Annotated in this window: 22 protein-coding genes; 18 read left to right on the top strand and 4 right to left on the bottom strand. The window is 49.9% G+C overall.

Annotated features, from left to right (window positions below):
- From QOL41_RS04160 to QOL41_RS04135, 6 genes are all read left to right on the top strand, one after another.
- Entirely contained in the window at window positions 1–999 is a 999-nt protein-coding gene (locus tag QOL41_RS04160; protein ID WP_072800039.1) for an ABC transporter ATP-binding protein, read from the top strand.
- On the top strand, window positions 989–1801 hold the full coding sequence (locus QOL41_RS04155) for an ABC transporter ATP-binding protein (protein ID WP_173653270.1): 813 nt from the start codon (window positions 989–991) through the stop codon (window positions 1799–1801). The genes QOL41_RS04160 and QOL41_RS04155 overlap by 11 nt, the downstream gene beginning before the upstream one ends.
- Window positions 1802–1942: 141 nt before the next feature.
- A complete protein-coding gene (locus QOL41_RS04150) occupies window positions 1943–2938 on the top strand; it encodes an N-acetylmuramoyl-L-alanine amidase (RefSeq protein WP_173653271.1) in 996 nt (331 codons plus the stop codon).
- A gap of 23 nt (window positions 2939–2961) precedes the next feature.
- Window positions 2962–3390: a hypothetical protein gene (locus QOL41_RS04145; protein WP_173653272.1), complete on the top strand. Its 429-nt coding sequence runs from the start codon at window positions 2962–2964 to the stop codon at window positions 3388–3390.
- A gap of 74 nt (window positions 3391–3464) precedes the next feature.
- Window positions 3465–5201, top strand: a complete 1737-nt coding sequence (locus tag QOL41_RS04140) for a glycoside hydrolase family 9 protein (protein ID WP_283428773.1) — start codon at window positions 3465–3467, stop codon at window positions 5199–5201.
- Window positions 5202–5324: 123 nt separating this feature from the next.
- Complete coding sequence (locus QOL41_RS04135; RefSeq protein ID WP_283428772.1) at window positions 5325–7004, top strand: DUF4832 domain-containing protein; 1680 nt, start codon at window positions 5325–5327, stop codon at window positions 7002–7004.
- On the opposite strand, the gene rpe is transcribed toward QOL41_RS04135, so the two are convergent.
- The gene (gene rpe, locus QOL41_RS04130; protein ID WP_283428771.1) at window positions 6994–7644 is read right to left on the bottom strand and encodes a ribulose-phosphate 3-epimerase; all 651 of its coding nucleotides are present in this window, start codon (window positions 7642–7644) and stop codon (window positions 6994–6996) included. The two genes, QOL41_RS04135 and rpe, sit on opposite strands and share 11 nt — an antisense overlap.
- Before the next feature lie 76 nt (window positions 7645–7720).
- Here rpe and QOL41_RS04125 point away from each other — a divergent pair, with 76 nt between their 5' ends.
- From QOL41_RS04125 to QOL41_RS04105, 5 genes are all read left to right on the top strand, one after another.
- Complete coding sequence (locus QOL41_RS04125; protein ID WP_173653274.1) at window positions 7721–8170, top strand: glycogen-binding domain-containing protein; 450 nt, start codon at window positions 7721–7723, stop codon at window positions 8168–8170.
- A gap of 173 nt (window positions 8171–8343) precedes the next feature.
- Entirely contained in the window at window positions 8344–9606 is a 1263-nt protein-coding gene (gene lysA / locus QOL41_RS04120; protein ID WP_163437957.1) for a diaminopimelate decarboxylase, read from the top strand.
- Between the two features lie 158 nt (window positions 9607–9764).
- The gene (locus QOL41_RS04115; protein ID WP_072800029.1) at window positions 9765–10931 is read left to right on the top strand and encodes a ribose-phosphate diphosphokinase; all 1167 of its coding nucleotides are present in this window, start codon (window positions 9765–9767) and stop codon (window positions 10929–10931) included.
- 115 nt (window positions 10932–11046) lie between these two features.
- Window positions 11047–11835 carry a hypothetical protein gene (locus tag QOL41_RS04110; RefSeq protein WP_283428770.1) on the top strand — a complete coding sequence of 263 codons (789 nt, stop codon included), beginning with the start codon at window positions 11047–11049 and terminating at the stop codon, window positions 11833–11835.
- Between the two features lie 139 nt (window positions 11836–11974).
- Window positions 11975–12730, top strand: a complete 756-nt coding sequence (locus QOL41_RS04105; protein WP_283428769.1) for a hypothetical protein — start codon at window positions 11975–11977, stop codon at window positions 12728–12730.
- 113 nt (window positions 12731–12843) lie between these two features.
- On the opposite strand, the gene QOL41_RS04100 is transcribed toward QOL41_RS04105, so the two are convergent.
- Window positions 12844–14526, bottom strand: coding sequence for a putative transporter (locus QOL41_RS04100; RefSeq protein ID WP_283428768.1), 1683 nt, complete (start codon window positions 14524–14526; stop codon window positions 12844–12846).
- Between the two features lie 20 nt (window positions 14527–14546).
- The gene (locus tag QOL41_RS04095) at window positions 14547–15113 is read right to left on the bottom strand and encodes an FISUMP domain-containing protein (RefSeq protein WP_283428767.1); all 567 of its coding nucleotides are present in this window, start codon (window positions 15111–15113) and stop codon (window positions 14547–14549) included.
- A 116-nt stretch (window positions 15114–15229) separates the two neighbouring features.
- Here QOL41_RS04095 and QOL41_RS04090 point away from each other — a divergent pair, with 116 nt between their 5' ends.
- Both QOL41_RS04090 and QOL41_RS04085 read left to right on the top strand, forming a co-directional pair.
- Window positions 15230–16135 carry a LysR family transcriptional regulator gene (locus tag QOL41_RS04090; RefSeq protein WP_283428766.1) on the top strand — a complete coding sequence of 302 codons (906 nt, stop codon included), beginning with the start codon at window positions 15230–15232 and terminating at the stop codon, window positions 16133–16135.
- Window positions 16136–16204: 69 nt separating this feature from the next.
- Window positions 16205–18058, top strand: a complete 1854-nt coding sequence (locus QOL41_RS04085) for a hypothetical protein (protein WP_283428765.1) — start codon at window positions 16205–16207, stop codon at window positions 18056–18058.
- Here the strand turns inward: QOL41_RS04085 and QOL41_RS04080 are convergent, their stop codons facing one another.
- Window positions 18059–18535 carry a c-type cytochrome gene (locus QOL41_RS04080; protein WP_283428764.1) on the bottom strand — a complete coding sequence of 159 codons (477 nt, stop codon included), beginning with the start codon at window positions 18533–18535 and terminating at the stop codon, window positions 18059–18061. It abuts the gene before it with no gap.
- 187 nt (window positions 18536–18722) lie between these two features.
- Here QOL41_RS04080 and QOL41_RS04075 point away from each other — a divergent pair, with 187 nt between their 5' ends.
- From QOL41_RS04075 to QOL41_RS04055, 5 genes are all read left to right on the top strand, one after another.
- A complete protein-coding gene (locus QOL41_RS04075) occupies window positions 18723–19742 on the top strand; it encodes a GDSL-type esterase/lipase family protein (RefSeq protein ID WP_283428763.1) in 1020 nt (339 codons plus the stop codon).
- 164 nt (window positions 19743–19906) lie between these two features.
- Window positions 19907–21196, top strand: a complete 1290-nt coding sequence (locus QOL41_RS04070) for a GGDEF domain-containing protein (RefSeq protein ID WP_283428762.1) — start codon at window positions 19907–19909, stop codon at window positions 21194–21196.
- Between the two features lie 41 nt (window positions 21197–21237).
- Window positions 21238–21618 (top strand): hypothetical protein, encoded by a 381-nt coding sequence (locus QOL41_RS04065; protein WP_283428761.1) that lies wholly within the window; start codon window positions 21238–21240, stop codon window positions 21616–21618.
- Window positions 21619–21664: 46 nt separating this feature from the next.
- Entirely contained in the window at window positions 21665–22507 is an 843-nt protein-coding gene (locus tag QOL41_RS04060; RefSeq protein WP_173653284.1) for a TIGR02147 family protein, read from the top strand.
- Complete coding sequence (locus QOL41_RS04055; protein ID WP_283428760.1) at window positions 22504–24201, top strand: carboxypeptidase-like regulatory domain-containing protein; 1698 nt, start codon at window positions 22504–22506, stop codon at window positions 24199–24201. Before QOL41_RS04060 ends, QOL41_RS04055 begins: the two co-directional genes overlap by 4 nt.
- The last annotated feature ends 95 nt before the right edge of the window (window positions 24202–24296 follow it).

Here is a 24296-nt window from a genome sequence, read left to right as displayed (position 1 = left end):
ATGTCTGAAAATGTATTTGAAGTAGAAAATCTCGGCCTCTATTACCTTGGCCGTTTCGGCGACAAGACTCATGCCGTGACGGATGTGTCCTTCTCCATGAAGAAGGGTGAAATCCTTGGTATCGCAGGTGAATCTGGTTGCGGTAAGTCCACCTTGGTGTCTGGCCTTATGGGCATGTGCATTCCGCCGCTTTATCCTGAAAAGGGTGACGTGCGTGTGCGCGTGGGCGACCACATGGAATCCCTGATGCACCGCAAGCTCGAAGACGTGCGCGCCAACGTTTTGGCTCAGCAGGTTTCCATGATCCCGCAGGGTGCATTCAACGCCCTGAACCCGGTTCGTAAAATCAAGGACATCGCAGCCGACGTGATCGCCGCTCACCAGCAGCCGGGCAAGAAACTCGACAGCAAGGAAATCTACGACCGTCTTTGCGAACGTTTCGACTTGTTCGGTATGGACACCAAGCGCGTGCTGAACTCTTATCCGATTCAGCTCACCGCCGGTGAACGCCAGCGTTCCGTGATTGGTATTTCTACGCTTCTCAACCCGCAGATGGTGATTGCTGACGAACCGACTTCCGCTCTGGACGTTTCTACCCAGAAGGAAGTGATCAAGATGATTTTTGATCTTCTTGACAAGGGCATCTTCTCTACCATGATCTTCATTACCCACGAACTTCCGCTTCTGTACCATGTGGCTGACAATATCGCCATCATGTACGCCGGCGAAATCGTGGAATACGGTACGGCTGACCAGGTTGTTAAGGACCCGCGTCACCCCTATACGCAGGCTTTGATGGGCGCTATGCTTTCTACCGAAGCTTCTCAGCGTACCCGTCATCCGGTGGCTATCGAAGGTGCTCCTCCGAGCCTCAAGAACAAGATCGTGGGTTGCCGCTTTGCACCCCGTTGCAAGAAGGCATGCCCCGACTGCAAGAAGAATACCCAGAACATCCGCATTGTAGGCGACCGTCAAGTGAGGTGCGATTATGCTGTCTGATAAACCCATTGTATTTTCCGCTAAGCGCATCAGCAAGGACTTTGGTGCCGGTAAGACCCTGAAGACCGCCGTGAAGGACGTGTCCTTCGACATTTATGACGAAGAATTCATCTCGATCGTGGGTGGTTCGGGTTGCGGTAAGTCCGTGCTCGCAAAGATCATGCTCGGTCTTTACAAGCCGACTCGTGGCCAGTTCCTGTATCGCGACAAGCCCATCAAGAACCTGAAGGCTCACTGGAACGAAGTGCAGTCCGTATTCCAGGATCCGTTCGGCTGCTTCAACCAGTTCTTTACGATTCGTAGCCAGCTGGAAGACGCCCTGAACATCCTCAAGGACAAGCCCTCCAAGGAAGAAGTCCGCCGCCGCGTGGACGAAGGCCTGATGGCTGTGAACGTGAAGCCCGAAGACATCGAAGGCAAGTATCCGTTCGAACTTTCCGGTGGTCAGATGCAGCGTATGCTTTTGGCTCGTATCTTCGCGCTCCGTCCGAAGGTCTTGATTGCTGACGAAGCCACCTCCATGGTGGACGCCTGCGTGCGTGCAAACATCCTCGATTACCTCCGCAAGTTGAAAGACGAGCTGAAGATGACCGTGGTGTTCGTGACCCACGATATCGGTCTTGCAAACTACGTTTCTGACCGTATCTTCATTATGCACGACGGTAAGATTGTGAACCAGGGTACTCCTGCTGAAGTGCTCGACAACACGAATGAACCGCACACGCTCAAGCTGCTCGACGATATCCCGGAAGTCCACAAGACCGAATGGATCAAGAACAGCCACAGAAGCAAGAAGGGCTAATAGCTTACACCCTTTAAAACGAAAAGCCGCAGCGAGACCCGCTGCGGTTTTTTGTTTTTGTATGTAAAAGTTTGTTCTTGAATAATGAAAACAAGATAAAAAATCTATATTGTACTTTATCTATAAGAAGGAAAATAAATTATGAGGCCGGAAAGCATCCAGAAAAAAGAAGATGATTTCTTTAAAGACCTGACAAATTCGGCTGGGGTCAAGTACAAGTTGACCACGACAACTGATATCGGGAACGGCGTCAAGATTTATTCAATTCGTCCGAATTACAATTCCTATTACTACAAGACCAAGACTGTCAAGAAAAGCATTTGCCTGCACTTTACCGTAGGCTATATCAAGTCCGATGTGACCGCTCTTTCAACCAAGGACAATTTTGTGTCTGTTTCGTACTTGGTTGACCGCTCGGGCCGTATTTATGAGATGTTCCCTGATGCCGAATGGAGCTACCATTTAGGAAGTGGCGCCATTGGCGGTAACGGCAGCATGTCAAAGCAGTCTATTGGTATCGAAATTTCAAACTACGGCCAATTAAAACTTTCTGGTGAAAATCTTGTCGATGCCTACGGCAGTGTTTACTGCAATGTGTCTGAAAACCAATTTTACGACAAACAGAATTACAGGGGCTACGATTATTTCGCCTCTATGACGGATGTCCAGATAGATGCAGTTTCCGCTTTAATCAAGTACCTTGGTCGAACTCATGATATTCCGATGAATTTCAAGAGCGATGACGCCCCGTTTGCAAATAATGCAGAGGCTATCTCTTTTAAGGGAGTGTTCTACCATACGAACGTGCGCAAGGACAAGTTTGACTGGCCGTTTACGCCGTCGCTCAAGGCCATAATTGCAAAGTGTTCTAGCTCGAATCCGCCCCAGACCGAAGCGAAGGCCGACGCAACTAAGGTCGAAACGACTACGCCCGAAACTCCGAAAACAGATGCGCCAAAGCCGCAAACCCCTGCATCCGAAAATACATCTTCGGCGGAGACTCCTGCGGCAGTGAAACCTGCAGCAAAGCCTGCGGTCAAGGTGGTTCCTAGAATGGCGCCTGCCAAAAAATCTAAATCGCTTTTTGAAAGCGTTATTTCCCTGATTATTCAATTGTTCGTCAACAAGAAGCATTAACCCCCAAATAGGAAGAAGAAAACATGCCTCAAGTAACTAAAGCAACGGATTCTACCGACAATGCAAACGCCAAACTCAACAAAATGGAGCTGATGAAGAAATTCAAGCAGCATAGGGACAGTGTGAACAAGACCATTTTGGGCTTGCAGAGGGATTCTTTGACACTCTCAAAGGATTTGCAGATTTGCTCTACACAGGTTGCTCAATTGAAATTGGACGTGCAACATCTGCAGGGCGTAAATGATTCGTTGAACACTGATATAGCGAAGTTGCAGACCGAATTGCAGGAAGCAATCAAGCAGCAGTCTCCTGTTGCTGCTCTTGCATCGCCGAGCGGTTGCGCTGTTCTGATTGTTCTGATTATTGCTATCACGGCAATTGCCCTCAAGAAGGGATTCTCGATTTCGAAGGGCGATACAAAGCTTTCCGTGGGCGACAAGGACAAGGAATAGGGCTGTTTCCCGCTGAAAACGGAAAAAACGATTAAACGGGCTTCAAGGAGCCCGTTTTTAAGTATATTCTAGGTATGAAAACAAAAAGAGCTTTTTTCGGGAAATTCCTTGTTGCTTCGGCAACTGTTTCATTGTCGGCAGCAGGCGCTGTGGCAGGCCCCCTTGTAAACCAGCTGGGTTTTGCCCCCAATGCCGAAAAGACGGTCGTTTACCCCGGTAGCGATGCCAACGGGCTCGAAGTCCGCGACCTCAAGGGTAAAACGGTTCTGAAGCTGAAGGCCCCCATGGTCTATGATTGGGAATACAGTGGCGAAGAAGTTCAGACTTTCGATATTTCTGCTTTGAAAACTCCGGGAACTTATCGCTTGTTCCGCGGCGGTGAATATGTAGGCACCCCGATTGTCGTGGGCAAGAATGTCTATAACGATTTGGTGAAGGCTAGCCTCAAGTGGTTCTACTACCAGCGTGCCAGTATGCCGCTCGAACCGCAGTATGCGGGCAAGTGGGCTCGCGCCGCAGGCCATAAAGATGACAAGGTCATTATTTATGGTTCTGACAAGGTGACTGGCGGCAAGGGCAATGGAAAGACTATCAAGTCCGATCGCGGCTGGTACGATGCCGGTGACTATGGCAAGTACATTGTGAATTCGGGCATTACCGTGTTCACGCTGTTGCAGGCTTATGAAAACTTCCCGAAGTATTTGGATTCGCTGACATGGAATATTCCGCGCGAATTTGCAAAGTATCCTGAAATTCTTGAAGAAGTGCGTTACAACTTGGATTGGATGCTTTCCATGCAAGACAAGGATGGCGCCGTTTATCACAAGGTGACGACTCTCAAGTTCGGTGGTAGCGTGCTCCCTGAAAAGGATGACGCTCCGCGTTACGCCATTCTCAAGAATGTAACGGCAACGCTTGACTTTGCTGCTGTAATGGCGCAGGCAAGTGTCGTTTACAAGAATGTGGACAAGGCTTATTCCGATAAGATGCTCAAGGCCGCCGAAAGCGCTTATGCTTGGGCCAAGATGCACCCGCAGCAGTTCTACAAGCAGCCTGCTGACGTGCAGACGGGTAACTACATGCATGACGGCGAAGACGGTAAGGATGAATTCCGTTGGGCTGCTGCAGAACTTTTCCGCGCGACCAAGAAGCCCTATTATCAGGAAGATCTCAAGAACAACCTCTTCACGCCCGATGGCGCTTGGTGGGGCAACGTGAATATGCTTGCCGCCTTCCGCGTGGCTCTTGACTCTGCCGACTTCGATAAGGATGTGGTGGCCGCTGCCAAGAAGACTGTGCTTAACGAAGCGAATAACCTCCGTGCTGTGGGCGACACGAGTGCCTACCGCCTGCCTGCATTCCCATGGAGCTGGAACTGGGGTAGCAATAGTGCCATGGCAAATAACGGCATGGTGCTGGTTCACGCTTATTTGCTCACCGGTGACAAGAGCTATTTGGATGGCGCACAACAGTGCCTCGACTATTTGCTCGGCAAGAACCCGCAGGACATTACCTACGTGACCGGTTTCGGTTACAGGAGCCCGCGCAATCCGCACCACCGCCCGAGCGAATCGGATATGGTGGACGATCCGGTGCCGGGAATGCTTGTGGGTGGTCCGCACCTCGGCAAGCAGGACATTAACCTGGACGGCAAGGAAAATTGGAAATGCCCGAATTATGCTGCTGCCGACAAGCCGGCCCTTGCTTATATTGATGACCGCTGCAGCTATGCGACCAATGAAGTGGCCATCAACTGGAACGCACCCCTCGCTTACCTTGCAGCCGCTCTCGAAGCGATTTATAACAAGTAGTTTTTGAGTTTCATTGGTCACAGGTTTTAGTTTTTTTCATTGATTTCTTAAACCTGACCCCCGAATAATATATATTACGGATATGGCTTGATGCCGTATCCGTTTTTTTGTGAAGGGGGCTCCATGAAGAAGTTTGTTATTTGGGCGATTGCTGCGGTACTTTTGCATACGCCGCTTTTTGCGGCAGGTCTTGTGAAGCGGAACATTGACACGACTGATGCGATGGCGACTCTTGAAAATTTCGATCGCGGATTCTATACACCGCAGGTGTTGCACCTCAAGCCTTCGGGCGGTAAGCCGATTGAAAATCCCTATAGCAAATTGCTGCACTTGCGAGCTGAAATTTCGGAATTCAGTAGCCACGCTTGGTTAGGAATCGACACAACCGGAGGCAAGAAGGATACCACCTGGGGCAAGAACCAAGATTTGACTGAAGATGCTCTGAATGTTTTGCAGGAGACCTTTGACAATATCCGCAAGAATAGTGGACACGTGATTGTGCGTATCTGTTACGACCCGTGGTACAATGGCCGTAGCAATGTGACGCCGGATCATGAATGGGTGCTTAAGCATGTGAAACAGCTTGCGCCGGTGCTTTCGAAAAATACCGATGTAATCGTTGCTCTCGAAATGGGCATGCATGGCGCCTACGGTGAAATGCACTCTGATACGAATATCACCTATGACCGTGTGGCCGAGGCGGTAAACTTGATGCTCCGTAACACTCCCACCGAACTCAAAATTCTTACGCGCACGGGTAACTATTCGGCGAAGGTTTTGGGCTTTGACAACTGGGGTGTTGATTTTAATATCGACGGCGATAAATTCAAAGAAATCGCGAAGGCGAAGGGCGACACCATGTATCGCGTGGGAATGTTCAACGACGGCTATTTAGGAACGCAGTACGATTATGGCACTTGGGGCGCGGATTGTGCGACGTCTATCTGCCGCGAAGAAGGGGTGGCCTGGCTCGAAAAGTACAGCATCAACACGCCTTACGGCGGCGAGGCGCTTACGACAGCAGAAAATTATCAGGTCATCAATACACCAGAGTTCTTGGCATACGAAGGCTTCCGCACACATACAAGTTACCTGAACATTCAGTGGAACAACAAGCTGATTGACAGTTGGAAAAAGACCCCGTTTAAGCAGAAAGATTTTGATTACGATCCAGCGCGTGTTGATTCGCTTTCGGGTTTCAAGTACATCAATGACCACTTGGGCTATCGTTTTGTACTGCGCGAATCGTGGATGAGCGATACCGTAGGGGACGACGGAATTTTACGTGCGAAACTCCGCATTCAGAACGTGGGCTTTGGCAATTTGACATGGAACGCTCCGGTAAGGCTTGCCATTTTAACAGACCTGGAAGGTACCGGTTTGTTGGAGTGCCCTATGCCGACTTATTACGACCTGCCGGACATTGATTCCCGTGATATCCATAGCCGAACTATATCGATTGCAGGTGGCGATACTGTGATGACGTTCGACGGAAATAACGAAATTGAAATTTTGACCAAATTAAATATACGAGGCAAAGGACGTTACCAAGTGTTCTTGAAGGTGGGCGAGGTTCAATTTGCCAACAGTAAGCGTGTGGGTGGCGGAACATGTGGCGACGAGCAGCCTGCCGCCTATTTGGGCAAAATCTACTATGACGAAAATGTCAAATCATCGATTCCGCGTGCCCTCCCAGCTGCAGCACAAAAGAAAAACGCCCCCTTCGTTCAGAGGGAGCGCCACAATGCGATTATCCGCGATGGCGAAAAACGCTACCGCGCCAATGGTGCAACTAGCCGTTAACGAGCTTCACGAACTCGCGGCAAACGGCTTCAGGATCGGGCTTGCCGAAAATCGCGGAACCGACCACGAACACGTTTGCTCCGGCTTCCTTGCAGGCGAGAATGTTATCGAGCTTCACGCCGCCATCAATTTGGATGTCGAGTTCCGGCTTAATCTGGCGAAGTTCGCGAATCTTGTCGAGGCAGTAAGGAATCAGGCTCTGGCCGCCGAATCCCGGGTTCACTGACATCACCAAAACCATGTCTACGATATCGAGCACGTACTTGATGCTTTCGAGCGGAGTTGCCGGATTAATGGCCACTGCGGGCTTGACACCGAGTTCCTTAATCTGGTGCAGCAGGCGGTCGAGGTGATTCGTGGTTTCTGCATGCACGCTGATGAGGCTTGCGCCGGCCTTTGCAAATTCACCCACGTAGTTTTCAGGATTTTCAATCATCAGGTGGCAATCGAGCGGGAGCTTAGTGCCCTTGCCCACGCAGGCAGAAATTCCCGGGCCGAAGCTGATATTTGGGACAAAGTGTCCGTCCATGATGTCGAGGTGAACAAGGCCTGCGCCACCGTTTTCGATAGCCTTAAGACCGTTGCCGAGTTCGAGGAAGTTTGCGTTTAAAACGCTAGGGGCGATAATTTGCTTGAGCATAGTCCAAATATAGAAAAATTAGACAAGTTGATTTTTTTTTACTATCTTTGTGCACAAACAAAGCAAGGAGATAAGTATGTCTAAAGGAACAAAAACTGTAGTTGCCAAGGCCGCTGCCAAGAAGGTTGCCGCTAAGGCTGCTCCGAAGGCTGTCGCCGAAAAGAAGGCCCCGGCCAAGAAGGCTGCCTGCAAGACCGCTGCAAAGCCGGCTGCAGAAAAGAAAGCTGTTGCCGCTAAGCCGGCTGCTAAGAAGGCCGCCCCGAAGGCTGCTGCTGAAAAGAAGGCCGCTGCTAAGGCTCCCAAGAAGGTGACGGTTGTGTTCGAAGCCAACTGCCCGCTGGCCACCACCGTGTCCGTTGCAGGCTCCTTCAACAACTGGGCTGTTGACAAGGACATGCTCAAGAAGGACAAGAAGACTGGTCTTTGGACTGGCAAGATCACCCTCGATTCTGGCGATTACGAATACAAGTTCGTTTGCGATGGCCAGTACTGGGACGAAGGCGACAACAAGGTCAAACACGTCTAATCGCTTTTATAGCAATTGAAATGACGCCGGGCAAATCGCTCGGCGTTTTTCATTTTGTGTAAAGTCGGCACAAATCCCACGCCACCCAATTCTCTTTCCCCAAAGCGAAGCGACCTCAAAGCACGTCAGTGCGACCTCATACCTCATACTCATTTTCTAAATTTAACCCCCGTATGGCAAACTATTCTATTCCTCAAGACGTTTTTGTGAAGGCTGCCGAACAGTACGGCACCCCGCTTTGGATTTATGACCGCGCTACGATTGAAAAGTGCGTGAAGGATGTCCAGGTATTTGACACCGTTCGCTTCGCCCAGAAGGCATGCCCGAACCTTTCCGTGGTTTCGCTTATCCGTAAGCTCGGCTGCGTCGTCGATGCAGTTTCTGCCGGCGAAATTGTTCGCGCTCTCAAGGCCGGATTCAAGGGCGGCCAGCAGAAGGGCAAGGCTCCTGAAATTGTCTACACCGCAGACATCTTCGACAAGGACGCTTTGGAGCTTGTCAAGGAACACAACATCGCCGTGAACGTGGGCTCGCCGGACATGATCCAGCAGCTTGCTGATTTCGGCGTGAAGTCCGAACTCACCATCCGCGTGAACCCGGGTTTTGGCCATGGACACTCCCGCAAGACCAACACCGGTGGCGACCTCAGCAAGCACGGTATCTGGCACGAACAGATCAAGGACTGCATCAAGCTCGCGCAGGCGAATGGCATGTGGATTACGGGACTGCACATGCATATCGGTTCCGGCACGGACTTTGAACACCTCGCACAGGTTTGCGACGCCATGGTCGACGCTAGCCGTCGCCTGGGCTCTCACTTGCGCACCATCAGTGCAGGGGGCGGCCTCCCGATTCCGTATCACGAAGAAGACAAGGGAAACCGCATCGACGTGAACGCTTACTACAAGCTGTGGGATGATGCCCGCAAGCGCATTCAGCAGAGCATCGGCCACGAGGTTCACTTGGAAGTGGAACCGGGTCGTTACCTGGTGGCCGAAAGCGGTTACCTGATGGCCGAAATCCGCGCCGTCAAGAAGCAGGGCGACAACCTGTTCTATCTGGTGGATGCCGGCTTTACCGACCTCGTTCGCCCGAGCTTCTACGGTAGCTATCATGCCATCTCGATTATCGCCCGCGACGGTCGCGAACTGAACGAAACGGTGGACGCCGTTGTCGCAGGCCCGCTCTGCGAATCCGGTGACGTGTTCACGCAGGAAGAAGGTGGCTTCGTGGTGACCCGCAAACTCCCGAAGGCCCAGGTGGGCGACCTGCTGGTTCTCCATGACGCTGGCGCCTACGGTGCCGCCATGAGCAGCAACTACAACAGCCGCCGTTATGCTGCCGAAACCATGTACACCAACGGTGAACTGAAGGTCGTGCGCGAACGCCAGACTTTTGAGCAACTCATGCAGAACGACCGCATTATCGATCTATAAGCTTCGCATAGCGTCGTTATGATTTTAAGGCTTTCGTCAGAAATGGCGAAAGTCTTTTTTGATACGTTGCCTATTGTATGACGACCTTGAATTTGGGTATTGAATTATTCTATATTTGCCCATAACCAATGGTTCAACCTCAACATCAAGGCGTAAATATGTCTGATCGTTTTATCGTGACCGGAAACTTCACTGATGATCCGTTCGCCATCGACATGGCCCAGTACATCGGCCTCCGTGAAGATATTTCCGACGTGGTCTCCTTGAAGACCTTCGCAAACTCCGAATTCTGCCCCCGCTACATGCTCGATGTGGACGATATGGAACATATCGGCCGTCGCTTGGAAGGCAAGATCGTTTTGATTTGCTCGGTTTCGAACCATGAACGCAGCCGTAACGACTACGCCATGCGTAACTGCATTTTGGCCCGCGCCGCTAAGGACAACGGTGCCGAACAGGTGGTGCTCGTGGAACCCGATTTGTTCTACAGTGCCCAGGACCGTGGCCCGCACCGCGTCGGCCCGCTCGAAAAAGATCGCCCGGATATCGACCTCAAGAAGTTCGACGGCCAGGCATTCACAAGCCACCTCTATGCTGAACTTTTGAAGACCGCCGGCGTGGATGCCGTCGTGACCTGCCACAACCACAGTGTCAAGGTCCAGAACCTCTTTAACGAAGTGTTCGAAGGCAACTTCCATAATCTGATTCCGACCGACGTTTACGCTCACTACATCAAGAGCAGCAACTTCGTTCAGACCGGTAAGGACGGCAACAACCTCGTGATCGTTTCTCCGGACAAGGGCGCACGCCCGTTCATGAACGCTGTGTTCGACGCTTTGCAGCTCCCCGAATGCAAGCGCGTGGTGATGGACAAGGTCCGTACCGGCGAACGTGAAATCAGCATGACCTTCAACCCGGAACTTTCCGACATCAGCATCGAAGAAATCGAAGGCAAGGACGTGATCGTGTTCGACGACATGGTGCGTACCGGTACGACGATTGTGCAGTGCTGCGAACACATCAAGAAGGGTAATCCGAACCGCGTGTGCTTCGGCGTGACCCACTTCCACACCAGTGCCGAAGCTCGTGAAAAGCTCAACAGCCCGGCTATCGATGAAATCCTCACGACCTCGACCCTCCCGGATATCATGAACCGCGACTGCCAGGGTCGTCTGCGCAAGAAGCTCACCGTGCTCAAGCTCGGTAAGTGGATTGCTCGCCACGTGATGCAGATGTACGGCATGGACGATGGCCGCTTCGAAAAGGACTTCTACAAGATCGATATGTCCTCGAAGAACCCGCGTTGGCCGCCCCAGTTTTTTTAATAAGTTCTGAGCAACTTTTTAAATCCCCTGGCGAAAAGCTGGGGGATTTTTTTGTGCTTGTATACTTTTTAAAGATTTGGATATATATTTATCCCTAGTTATACAAGGAGTTCTTATGTTTAAATCAAAAATTTTCGTGTCTGTCGCCGCCTTTGCGGTGCTTGCCCTTTTCGGTTGCGACAGCAGTTCTAGCGCTGATTCGACCCCCGAGAACAATCCAGCCGCGACTTCTGACCCGACGGGAAATAACAATAGAGATTCGGTCTATGTTTCGAAACAGTCGGATGCTGTTGTGGATAATCCGTCGACTGACAATCCTGTATCGCAGAACACGACTTCGTCTAATCTGATTTCTTGTGAAATGCAGACAGCCGATCTTTTTGGAAATCGTTTTTGCGTAGAAGCCGATATCGCTTTTGCAGATTCTGTCAGAAAGATGTGTTCGGCTGATGATGAAGAATATGAAGGGGCGGTAAGATCCGCTGTTTTGGGTAATGGTTGTCCGTCGGGAGCCGTGAAAATTTGTGCCGCAAGAAGTAAAACTAGTAATGATTCTGCTTTGACCTATTATTATGGCTCTATATTTAGATCAATGAGTTGCGAAGAACTTGTAGAAGATGATGGTGATGAGGTGGTTGATGTGACGCCTGGCGGCCAAACTCCTTCTAATTATGATCCTAATGGAAAGACTCTCGCGTGTTCCTTTGGTCCTATTTGCACTCAAGCAGCTGCCGGCGAGTTCGATGCATCGGAATGTGATGGTGAGTTGATGAATGCTTGCCCTGCAGGGGGTGAAAAATGCGACCTTTCTTATATGGGGATTGCTGCAGTTGGGGCTGCCATGTATGTATATGATGGCCTCACTTGCGATATGCTCTTTCAAGAAGCAGAAATGGAATTTTAAATTGTAACAAAAAGTTCCAAAAAGTAATATCAACGTTTTATAATTCAATAAGAAAATTTTTTTTACTAGTGCCGTATATCCGTTTTATTTTAAAACGGATATATGTTTATTATGGTTTTTAGTTCTATAAGGAGTCAAAATGCTTAACAAAAAAATCATCCTTCCCTTTGCCGCTTTTGCAATGGCGTCATTCGTTGCTTGCGGTGACGATAGTTCCTCTTCTAGCCCTGCTGCTGATAACAGCAATGTTCCGGCTAGTGTTAAAACCCTTGAAGATGCGATTAATCTTACTTGCACGCCTACCGTGAATATGTGTGCCAAGGTTTATGTTGAAGAAGCGGATGTTCAGGATACCGTGCAGTGCAATGGAAATGTCTTTGCTCCGATGACGCTTGGCAAGCCGGTTGACGGTTGCGGTGACGACGCTCCGGCTGCAGATACTCCCGCAAATCCGGATGCTGATACTCCGGCTGCTGAAGAACCCGCGGGCGAAAATCCGGGTGCCGGTAAAGAACCTGCTGATCCAGGTGCAGGCGAAGAAACTATTGATCTGGGTGGCGGCGAAGAACCCGCTGGCCCGGGCGCAGGTGAAGAACCTGCCGGTCCGGGTGCAGGCGAAGAACCCGCTGGTCCGGGAGCAGGTGAAGAGCCTGCCGGTCCGGGTGCTGGTGAAGAACCCGCTGGTCCGGGTGCAGGCGAAGAGCCCGCTGGTCCGGGCGCAGGTGAAGAACCCGCTGGCCCAGGTGCAGGTGAGGAACCTGCTGCTGGCGGCGACGTGATTTACTGCGTGATTCCGGGTGTCATGGGCGGCTGCGAAGCACTCCCTGCAGCAATGGCTGGTGAATGCGAGACGACGCTCGAAGGTCAGCTCGTTGACGCTTGCCCCGCTGAATAAGAAAAGTGAGCTAAGCTCGGCAAACAAGAAATAAAAGCAACGGAAAGGCTCCCCTGCATGAGGGGAGCCTTGTTTGTTCTAGAGGGAGTACTCGATGGAGTTTCGGGTGTGGATTACATCGCTTGCAGCAAGAGTATTGCGAGCACTTGTCCACTTAAAATTCTAAGCAGCATGGTGAGCGGGTAAACCGAGGCGTATCCGATGTTCACTGCTTCGCTGTTGGCTTGGCCATTTGCGAAGGCGAGTGCAGGGGGGTCGGTGGTGGCGCCTGCAAGTACACCGCAGAGCGAAAGGTAGTTGACTTTGAAAACCAGGTGGCCAATTGTTGCGACAATTGCAAGCGGCAAGAAGGTAATCAAGGCTGCAAGTCCCATGTAGTAAAGTCCGTCGCCATTCAAGAGCACGTCGAAGAACTTGATGCCTGCATTCAAACCGACGCAGCTTAAGAACAGTGTGAGTCCGAATTCGCGGAGCATTAGGTTTGCGCTGTTTGCCATAAAGAAGTTCAGCGGACCAATTTTACGCTTGCGGCTTAAGAGAATCGACACAATCAAGGGGCCGCCGGCAAGACCCAGCTTAAGCGGGGTCGGCATCCCTGGGAGTGCTATAGGAATGCTTCCGACAATGACTCCCAGGAAGATGCCCAGGAACGCGGGCAATACTTCAGGGTGATCAAGTGCTGTCAGCGAATTGCCCAGTTCCTTTGCGGCGGCTTCAATGCCTTCGGCAGGGCCAACGACCATCAATTTGTCGGCAAATTTGATTCGCAGGTCAAGGCGACCTGTAAACTTGAATCCGCTGCGAACCACACGGCTGATATTTACGCCGTAGCGTTCTGCAAGAGCCAAGGAACCAATCGTGCGACCTAGAATCTTCTTGTTCGTCACGAGAATGCTTTTAACCTGAATCGGTTTTGCGGTGTCCGAGGCGAATGTTGTGATAGGCTTTTCAAGACGCTTGCCGATGATTTTTTCCATGGCGGCAACTGCTTCGGGCATACCCACGATATGCAGCTTGTCGCCCTGTTCAATCACCGTTTTTCCGTTAGGAGTAAAAATGCTTTCGCCGCGCAAAAGGCGGGTAACGACGACTCCGCTCGAAATCAGGTTCGGAATGTCTTTCAGTGCTGTGCCGTAAAGATTCTGGTTGTCAACCATCAGGCTGCAAGATTCAATCTCTTTGCTGTGGGCGGCGATTTCGGCGGTATATTTGTCGGCGGCCTTGGCCGGGTCTTGCCTAAAGATGATTCGCACAAGAATCATGACCAAGATGATACCGATAACGCCGAACGGATATGCAACAGCGTACCCGATACCCGTGAGGGATGTGTCCACCCCGGCCGCGGCAAAGGCTGAGTTAGCGGCTCCTAGGGAAGGCGTATTTGTGACAGCGCCACAAAGCATTCCTATGAGCACGGGTACGTTGTTATGCATATCTGTAAAGAAGTAAAGGCAAAGCGTTACGACAACGCCGAGCAGCACGATGCTTGTCGAAAGAATGTTGAGTACCAAGCCATGGCGTCGAATGGAATCCATAAAGCCCGGCCCCACTTGCATACCGATAGTGTACACAAAAAGGATTAAGCCGAATTCCTGGATAAAATGAAGGACGTTTCCTTCGACGCGCAGTCCTAAGTGCCCAAGCAGAATGCCTACAAAGAGAGCTCCTGCGCCACCAAGGCTAATTCCTTTGACCTTGATTTTTCCGACCATGAGGCCGACTGCAGCGGTGAGCGCGATCGCTACCACCTGTTGCCCTACCGAGGGCTTCGTGAATAAGTCGATTAACCAAGTCATTTTATCCCCTATAACTTGAATTATTCTTTTACGCAGCGAACAGAAGCTGCAATGCTTTTATTGAAATGTTCGTAAGTAATTATAGAATCTGTTGCGCGAACGAGGTATGCTCTGGAATCGTCGTAGCTGTCGCTTGTCCAGAAACTGGCGCTAGAATCCTTGTCGGCGAACTTGCCGTCAAAGTAGCGGAAGCCGGCGAACTGCATGTTGAATGCGGCGCTTTTCCTGAGCGCTTCCGTAGAAGCTCCGCCAAAGGCGTTCTTGAAATCTTGCTGTGAAGGGAGCGTCCAGCCTTTGGGGCACAGGCCGTTTGTCGCAGCGCTCCAGGTGTAAAGGCGGCCCATGCTTTCGCAGTTGGAATGATGGTTGCCGTAGCAAATGCTGGAATCGGGAACATAGGCGTCCATGTTTTCAGCCATCCAGACTTTTTCGCCGAGATTTGCAGTCTTGTAGGTCTTTTCGGGACATACGAGCGTGTTTGCGGCTTCGTCGTAATTGCAAGTGTTGGCTTGTTCGCAGGCGGTAAAAGCAATGGCGGTGCTGATGGTGAATGCGGCGATTGTAATTGTCTTGATGATGCGTTTCATAGGTACTCCTTGAATTTCGACTGCAAATTTAGAACTGCCTATTCATATTGTCTAATAGATTATTTATATTTAATTCATCAATATTTTTGATGAGTTATTTTAAATAAGAAAATTGTATGGAACTCACGCATTTAAAATATTTCTTGGAAGTTGCACGCACGGAACATGTAACCCAAAGTGCGAAAACCCTATGTATTGTACAGCCTGCGCTCACGCATGCTCTTCATAAACTCGAAGACGAACTCGGCGTAAAACTATTCAAGACGCAGGGCAGAAACATCAAATTGACAGAAATTGGGGAATATTTTTATAAGAAAGTGAAGCCACTTTATGAAGACATTGAAGCGCTTCCTGCACAGCTCCGCGCTATGGAAAATGAACAATCGGCGACCTTAAACCTGAACGTTCTTGCCGCTTCGACGTTTGTGACCAATGCAGTTATTCTATATAAGCAAAACGATCCGGACCTGCGATTCAATCTGGTGCAGAACGAAGAGACGACTCTTTACGACATTTGTGTTCGCACTTATGCAAGCTACAAGGCGCCTGCCAAAAGCTATAGCGAAAACTCGGACGAAGAAAATTTTGTTTGCACCGAAAATATTTACCTAGCTGTTCCCAATGTGGCGCAGTACCGCAAGCGCGATAGCATTTCACTCAAGGAATTGCAAGAGACGAACTTTATCGGACTTTACGGTTCCAAGCAGTTGCGCAATATTTGTAACGAGTATTGCGAACGAGTCGGGTTCAAGACGCATATCATTTTTGAAAGCGATAACGCTCTTGCTGTAAAAGATGCTATCGCTAGCGGAATCGGTGTAGGGTTCTGGCCAGAGTTTTCGTGGGGGCGTATCAATAACCGTCGAATTCGTCTTTTAAAAATTACAGATGCCGAATTTAAACGTGATATTGTGATTACGCTGCGCCGAAATAAGCAGGATAATTCGCGATCTGAAAGATTTTTCCGTTTTTTGACAGGCTTATTAAAAAGGACCGAGAAACGTAAGAAGCCATACAGGTGATTTTTTACTATATTTGGCTCCCCAATAAAGGTTGATTTGATGTTTGATTTGAATGCTTTTTTTGAAGGGATGTCCAAGCCGTTGCTTCGCAATGCGCATGCGAAGGCATTTGGTCACAAGGGTTTGTTGAATAACGCCCTCATCCAAGATGAAACTCTCGGTTTTTATAACGACAAAGATCGTGTTGTTGGCCTATTCCAAAAGATGGAGCCTTGGCAGCGCCATTGTATGACGTTGATTTACAATAGTGCATCTAGGGGCCTTACATTCAATGAACTTCGACTGACGGTTCCTGTAAGCAAGTGTCGTGATTTGCAGAATTTCTTGCTTGAAATGTGCCGCGAATACGTGCTCTGGCGTAGTCCGTCTACCAACACGTCGGTTTATTATGGCTTTGCAAACTTCCTTGGCATTTTTGATGAACCGCTTGTAGACGCTCCGGCCGTAAAGGGTGCTGATCTTTTTTATCAGAACTTGATTGACTGGCACATTTGTGAAGTCTTGGCTCTTGCCATGGCGGGCGAACTCAAGGTCAACAATAGCAACCTGCTGCATCGTCGCAGCTACCAGATTTGTTCCGAAGCGTTTACTTCTGCAAGACGCATTTCCGAAAAGACTGCCGAAAACGAAGTCTCGCTGATTTTCAACTTCCTTACCGGCAATGGTTGGCTGGAACAAGAAGATGCATGCCTTGTCCCGACTGAAAAGGCTCTCGAATTCATTCGTAAGAATGGTTTCCGCCTGCACCAGGACCTGGTGTCCTGGTGGCTCAAGGAACGCTTCCGCGGTGACCGTAGCCATTGCGTTCGTCTTTTGAGAATGCTTGACAAGCCGCGTACGGCCTTGTTTGCATCGACCATTTTCTGGGTGATGGATCCGACGTTCCGTCTGCAAGAAAAAGACGGGCTTATCGCTTGGGAATACTTGCCTCGTCCGCTTCGTGAACTTTGGCTCTTGGGCCTTGTCCGCTTTACCATGGTGGGCGGTAAGGTTGCTGCGGTATCCTTGGAACAGGCTGGCCGCGACTGGATTGAATCTTCGATTGCTTCGATTCCGGAGCAGAATATTTCTTGCTTACCGAACTTCGAACTGATTGCATCTACCGGAACGTCGCCGCGCGTGTTGTTGATGCTTGCTTGCCTTACCAAGGTTGAAAACGACGAAGTGTACCTTCGCTTTTCGCTGAATCGCGATAGCTATCTCAAAGGCCTCAAGTGCGGTATAGCCGAATCTGAAATCGAAAACTTCAAGGGTTGGATCAAGCCGCCGGTCAACGTGGAATCGACCATTGCCGAATGGAATTCTTCTTATTATGGCGCCCGCGTGCAAACGGTCCGCCTGCTTAAGATTGAAAACCTGGATGTGCTCGGCGAACTTTCCCGTTTCCCGCAGTTCATGGAATGCGCCAACGAATATATTCCGGGCTACGGATTCGTGCTCAAGCCGGATATGGAGTCTCGCGCCTTCGATATTTTGACAAACTACGGTTATTGCCCGTTTGTGGAACGCAAGAACGTGAATCGTTCAAACGCTCCGACCGAAGAATGGCGCAAGGACTTTGCAGTCGTGTGGCCTGAAGCGAAGGCTCCGGACTACGAACTCAAGGATACCGCCAACTCGGAAACCTTGCAGACGGCGCTCAATTCAACGAAGTACGGCAACAACTACCAGAAGCTGAGCACGTTTGACTTGGTGAAAGTGTTGCGTTACGCAAAAACCGTGGGCGCACTCATTGGGGCAAAGGTCAAGAATCCGACCAAGCGCGGCGAAAGCGAAGTAGAAAGAAACTTCTTTGTGCATGCGCTTAAGCTTGCCAAGTCTCCGCAGACCATCGAGATTCAGCCTTACGGAAGCGAAGTTCCGGAACTCTTGGAACTTTCGTTTATTCAAGAAGTCAAAGTCTACAACGGCCACCAGCCGTAATTACGGCAACGTTTGGGCGAAGCCTGCAATGTCGATGAGTTCCTGCAACGTGAATTCATCGATGTAGGCTTCCATGCCGCGTTCCTTGTCGCCAAAGTTTATTTGGTGCCAGAAGGTGGGCATTTCTTCGCGTGCGCGGTCGCCAATAAAAGCGGGCTTTTCGTAATAGAGCGAAAAGTTGAAACGCCTGCCGTCGTCGCCGTGGCAGGGTCTGCAGTTTTGCATGAATAGCTTTTTGCCGCGTTCAATGTTGGCGCCCTTGATTTTGCCGTCTTTGTCGAGCAACTTGTACACGAGGAGTGCCATGCGGGCATCTTCACGCGTGAGCGTGTCGCCAGGGGAACCTGGTTCGGGCTTTTGCACTGCGGGTGTCTTTTCGGTCGGCTTGTCGCCCTCGGCAAATGCCGAAACTCCCAGCAGCATTCCGTATGCAGCTAGAGCCAAAATTCCCGCAGATGCCAACCGAGCAAGTTTCATGTAAATCAATGTAGAAAATAGATCTTAGAACTTAGATTATAGAACATAGATAACTCTTCTAAGTTCTACTAACTAAGCTCTGCCAACTTTTTACTACTATTCCTTTATGCGTTGTTTGAATTGGATTTACTCGACTTTAGTGGGTTGTGCCCTAATGTCTACAATTTCTTTTGGAGCGGAGGTCTCCGTGGATCAGTTCTCTAAAAATCTGTTGTTCAGCGGTCGTTGGGAACATGGCAAGGACTATAGCCGTACCAGTGCGCCTGCCGCCATGGTGCAGTTCAAGGCGACGGCCAAGTCGTTGGAATTTGAACTGGAAGGCGAAGCCAGATTCCGTGTCGACGAAGATGGAAAAGAGATTGCCGTGTTTACGACAAATGCACGGAATGTGTATAAAGTAAAAACGACCGGCAGTGCAGGTCCGCACCTTTATCGCCTAATTAAGATTAGCGAAAGCAACCCGGGTGGCGTACACCTTTTTAGAGTGGTAACCGACAAATCGGGCAAGTTTGAAGAACCTCCGAAAGCATCTAATCGACGTATCGAATTCATTGGAGACTCGTTTACAGTGGGCTTTGGAAACGAAGGCCAAAACGGTCAGGACGAATCTCTGGTGTTCGAAAAGACGAATGCCTCTAAGAGCTACGCGTTCTTGATTGCCGACGGTTTCAAGGCTGATTTTCAGGTGAATGCTTTTAGTGGACGCGGTCTAGTACGTAATTATGACAATATCGTACCGGAATGGCCGATTCCTCGCTTGTATGAATTTACGGTTCCGGGAGAAGCTCCGGGTGATATCGCCAATGGCGTTTCGGAATCTTCGCTGCGCTATGATTTTAATTCATTCCATCCGCAAGTCATAGTCCTTTTCATTGGAATCAACGATTTCCAGGGAAATCCGCCGTACGCAAAGCATGATGCGTTCAAAAAGGCTTATGCGGAGCTTCTCGATAAGCTCCGCAAGGCCCATCCGGGTGTCAGGTTCTTGCTGTTATCGACCAAGGTATGGCCCAACGATGACTTGACCCCGACTGTAAAGGCGATTTATGACGCCCAGAAGGCGGCTGGAAAGTCCGATTTGGAGTTTATGACGCTGACTACGGCAAATGTCGGACTCTTGGGACACCCCGACATACATTCGCATGAAGATATGACAAAGGCGATCCGATCCGTGGTTGGACGCCTTGGAAGATGGCTTTCTCGCTAAAATTTTCGTAAAAAGGGGGGATTTTGGGACAATTTTATGTTACGGAGCGCACACTTTTTAAAAGTGATTATTGCGTTTTTTGTCAATTTTGTATATTTAAAATTAGTCTTCTATAGGGTAAACCCATGTCTAGGATACTTGAAAAGATATATGTTCTGTTCAGGATGAATATTCTGATTTTTGTGCTTTTGGCTATTACGGTCATAGCACTATTTGCGCATCAGAATGGTCTAGACGTCATTGAGCCCCTGTACCTGCACGATTATCCGTACCTCATTGCCGAGACGGACTCTGCCGATGGTGGTGCTTCTGCAGTTAAGCTTTCCCGTACCGATTCTTCCATTATTGTGGACTACGAACTCAAGGAAGGCTATGCCTACCCGTATGTGGGCGTCAAGATTTTCTTGGGTGACGGCAAGACCCGTGGTAAGGACCTGTCCAAGTTCGACAGTATCTTTGTGTGGGTGAAGCCCCGTGGTGAAGGAACTGTACGTCTTTACATGCGCGGTTACGATAGCACTTTCTCGCGCCCCGACGACGAACTGTCGCTCAAGTTCAACGAAATTGAATTTTTCCCGCTTGAAGAAACCTACCCGGCTGTGTTTGTGCCGCAGGAATTCCGTGTGGCCGGTTGGTGGGTTGCCCAGAACGAAATTAACGTCCACAATGCGAGGGTCGACCTGTCGAACGTGCCGCTGATTGAAATCCAGACGGGTACGAACGCTCCGCTTGGTTACGGAACGCTTGAAATCAAGGGCCTTTGCTTCAAGGGCAAGAAGATTTCGAAGGCTGAACTTTCGACGGCACTTGTTGCCCTCTGGTTCATTACCTTCTTCGTGATTTTGATGATCCGCTTCTTTGACTACAGCCGTGAACGTACGGCCAGCAAGAAAAAGCGTGAAGAACTCGAAAAGAACTTGCGCGCTCTCGAAATCGAGAAGAGCGAATACGAAAAGTCCAGCAAGGAAGACCCGCTTACGGGTTGCCTCAACCGTGCTGGCTTTAGCAGCGTGCTCATGCGCGAACAAGAAAACCTGAGCAAGAACGATAGCCCGGTGTCCTTCGTGATTCTGGATATTGACCACTTCAAGCATGTGAACGATACTTACGGCCACATGGTGGGTGACGAAGTCCTGGTGAACCTCGCGAAGCTTATCCAGAGCAAGATTCGTAATACCGACGCCTTGGTGCGTTGGGGTGGCGAAGAATTCGTGATTCTCTGCGGTGATACGCCGATCCAGAATGCTCAGTTCCTTGCTGAAAAGCTCCGTATGGCAATCGAAAATACGCAGCTCATTAAGCAACAAAAGATTACTTGCTCCTTCGGTATTGCCGAAATGATTGCCGGCGAAGACCCGAAGCGCCTGTTCGAACGTGCTGACAAGGCCCTTTACGCCTCTAAGGAAAACGGCCGTAACCGTGTCACGAGCGCGACGTTCCGCCATACTAGGTAGTCGAGAGAACGGGCTACGCCCTACAGACGAGAGACGAAAGGATGCTAAAACACGCTTTTGTTTTCATCACGATCGCTCTCCTTTTATCCAGCTGCGTCAAGAAGGAGCTTGAAGCCGATTTCAGGCCTCTTCAGATGCATTGGGTCTTGGCTCAGGGTGAAGACGAGTCTCAAATGCCCCGCAAAGACGACTGTGTGATTTTGCTCACAGCGCGTTTGATGGCCGAACCACCGGTGCAGGCCTCTACCGCCGGCGAACTGAGCTACAAGGTCACCTACAGTCGCAGTCCCGAAAACCCTGAAATCCTTAAATTTGAAGGGATTTGCAAGGATTTATCTATAGCTGACACCCCCGAATGTAGCTGGGTTGCAACCTGCGACCAGGACCTTAAAATCGTTGTAAAGTTCCACAACGGAGATTGATTTTACAGCATAGGCTTTTGATAGTCAATGATTTATCTTTATTGTTATGAAGAAGATTTTTGAATATACGGACTATCGCGAGTGGTTAAGGGATGCTTTTGAAGATTTTAAGCAGCGGAAGACTGTCATTTCTTGGCGTTACATGGCCATGAAAATGGGGGCCGATCCGGGTAACCTTCTTCGCGTATCGCAGGGCAAGATTCACTTGCCTCTTAGTCTGATACAGCCCGCAGCAGAATTCTTTGAACTTGAAGGTAAAGAAGCCGATTACTGGGCCGAAATGGTGTATTTCGGCCGCGCCAAAACTGACGCTGATGCTCTGCAACACTATGAACGTATGCAGGCCTTGAAAGGTGTTTCTCTTAAGTTGTTGCAAAAGAAGGAACTGGAGTTCTACCGCCATTGGTATTACAATGCAATACGTTCGGTGATTGGTATTTGCAAGTTCAAGGATGACTACCAGGGCTTGGCTGAAAGCTGCACCCCGAATATCACCGAAAAAGAAGCCCGCGATGCCGTGAAGCTGCTTGCGGACCTCAATATGATTTCAACCGACCGTGACGGATACTGGAAGGTGAACGACACCTTTGTCTCGACGGGGGGAAACTGGCGTTCTCAGGCTGTACGTGCTTTCCAGCACGAAACAATCCGCCTCGCCGACGAATCCCTGGACAGACATCAGCCGTTTTTGAGGGATATCAGCACGGTTACCATGACTTTTTGCATGGACGATATCCAACTCTTGCGCGAAAAGATTAACGCTTTCCGTGAAGATTTACTACGTTTATCTCAAGAAGGGACGGATGACGATACTGTATTCCAGTTGAACATCCAGATGTTCCCGTTAGCGTTTACCAAGCCTCTAAAGGAAAAGGAGAAAGAAAAATGAGAAAATCGCTCTTTCTTTTGCCTTTGCTCTCGCTTACTGTAGCGGGCCTTGTGGCTTGTTCCAATGAAGAAGTCGCTGGCGGTCCGGGTAGCATTACTACCAACGGCCTTGCTCTTGTTGATGGTAAGCCGGCATCTTATGCTACAGTGGCTCTCCGTAAGGTTGACTATCAGGAATCTGCTGCAATCGAAGTGAATGCACTTGTCGTTGCTGATGCCTATGCCGACGAAAAGGGTAACTTCAAGGTAGATATTCCTGCCGACGGTAAGTACCGCTTGACGGTGGCTCACGATGGTGTGGCTTATTCCAAGGTGGTGACCCGTAGCGAATTTGCTGAAGTTGGCGTTTCGGAAAAGCCCGATACAGTGCGCCTTGAACCGACGGCAGTTCTTGCCGGTGTCGTAGATATTCCGGAAGGTTCGTCTGCGGTGTGGGTAGGTATTGTGGGTACCGATGTCCTGGTGAAGACCGATGAAACCGGTTGGTTTGCTCTGTCGTCTATCCCGGCAAACGATACCCTGCAGCTGTACTTCAAAAACGAAAAATACAACAAGAGTCTGGGCGAAAAGAACATCTTTGTTACTCCGATGGAATCGGTTATGCTGGATTACCGCACCTCGGTTCCTGAAGATTCTCTTCCAGAAGATACGGTTGAACCCGAAAAGTTGTTGCAAGTCTTGGCTCTGCTTAAGGACGGCACTCCGGCAACGTATGCAACGGTTGCCCTGCGTGCTGCCGATGCCAAGGTCGATGAATACGCCGTGCAGAACACGATGGTGGAATCTGACTTGCGTACCGACAAGAACGGCCGATTCGAAATGGAATGGCCTGAAAAGGGTGAATATCGCTTGACGATTACCAAGGATGGCTTTGCTTATTCCAAGGTTTATAATGCCAAGGATCTTGCTAAGCTTGACACGCTCCGCTTGGAAGCTACCGCCTCTATTTCGAGCAAAGTAACGCTCCGTACTGGCGAAGAATTCCTGTGGGTTGGCGTTTATGGCCTCGATTTGTTGGTCAAGACAAATAATGCTGGTTCCTACGTGTTGCCCAGCGTACCGGCGAAGGATTCGCTCGACATCTACTTTGTGATGCCGGATAGTGCCAACACCCTTTATGCAGAGTGGAAAACTATTGCCGACCCGTATAGCACTAAGTTCTCGAACCCGGTCATGGTGCTTCAGGATTTCGAAGATGGAATCAAGAGCTGGTATGTGAATACGGACCCGCTATATAAGGGCACGACGCTCACGCCTTCGGCAAAGAATGTGGCTGACGGCATTGTGTACGATTCGACTCGTAAGTCCAAGGTGTTCCATGGCGAATACAAGCTTGCCGATGACGATTACGCCTGGGTGCTTGTCGGTACGACTTTTGAACACGAGATGAATTTCTCTGCTATCGATTCTGTGGTGTTCTACGCCAAGGGCGATGGAAACATTCGTCTTTCGCTTGAAAACTACATCAACGATAACAAGAGCTTGAAGGCTGCTACCGAATGGTTGCCGCTGTCCGAGGATTGGCAACGTATTAGCGTGAATCCGGCAGAACTCTGCGTCGGAAATGCAAAGACGGAAACCTGCTTTACCTCTTGGAGTGGGGTGAAGTACTTGGTCAAGCAGCTCCATATTTTCCCGCAGGACGGCACCGAATTCTATATCGATGACGTGACGCTGTACGGCGCCTTGTTCTAAGGAACAAATACAATTTTCTTACAAGTAAAAGCCGCCTTGCAAGGGCGGTTTTTTATGTGCTTTTTCGCGTCTTGCGGCCTTGTTTCGGTCTGTTT

Origin of the sequence: Fibrobacter sp. UWB10, from assembly GCF_900182935.1 — a bacterium.
GTDB classification, from domain to species: domain Bacteria; phylum Fibrobacterota; class Fibrobacteria; order Fibrobacterales; family Fibrobacteraceae; genus Fibrobacter; species Fibrobacter succinogenes_O.
Note: the sequence above shows the minus strand (reverse complement) of the source record. Positions and strands in the feature narration are given on the sequence as shown.